This window comes from Paenibacillus sp. 203 (assembly GCF_037027525.1).
Taxonomy (GTDB): domain Bacteria; phylum Bacillota; class Bacilli; order Paenibacillales; family Paenibacillaceae; genus Paenibacillus; species Paenibacillus polymyxa_B.
The window spans coordinates 1-488 of record NZ_JAXCHD010000048.1 but is presented as its reverse complement, the minus strand read 5'-3'; the positions used below and the strand labels follow the sequence as shown (position 1 = coordinate 488).

Annotated in this window: 1 protein-coding gene; it reads right to left on the bottom strand. The window is 49.4% G+C overall.

Features of this window, described 5'->3' with window-relative positions:
- The coding region (locus WA407_RS26305; RefSeq protein ID WP_336078735.1) for a condensation domain-containing protein at positions 1–488 on the bottom strand (488 nt) is incomplete at both ends.

Here is a 488-nt window from a genome sequence, read left to right as displayed (position 1 = left end):
TTCTGGCTGCTCTATTGCATCCAAGCTCAGATCAAATTTGGCCGTATGATTTTCCAGCGGATACGAATGTAAGGTCAGACCTTCCAGCTGGAACTCCTGCTGCTCCAATGTTTTCAACTCAAACATCGTGTCAAACAGCGCATTTCGGCTCGTATCCCGCGTCAAATTCAGCTTCTCAACCAACTCTTCAAAAGGATAGTCCTGATGCTCATAAGCACTGAGCGCATGCTCCTTCACCTCTTGCAGATAATCCAGGAACGATTGGTCGCTAGACGGATAATTGCGGATTGCCAGCGTGTTGATGAAGACACCTACCAGACTCTCCAGTTCCGCATGCGGTCTTCCAGCAATCGGCGTGCCGACTACGATATCTTCTTGGCCTGTGTATTTATGCAAGAGCGTAGTGTACGCCGCCAGCAGCACCATATACAAGGTTGAACCTGTTTGCGAAGCCAGTTCTTTCAGGCGTTCGCTAACTTCACGCTCCA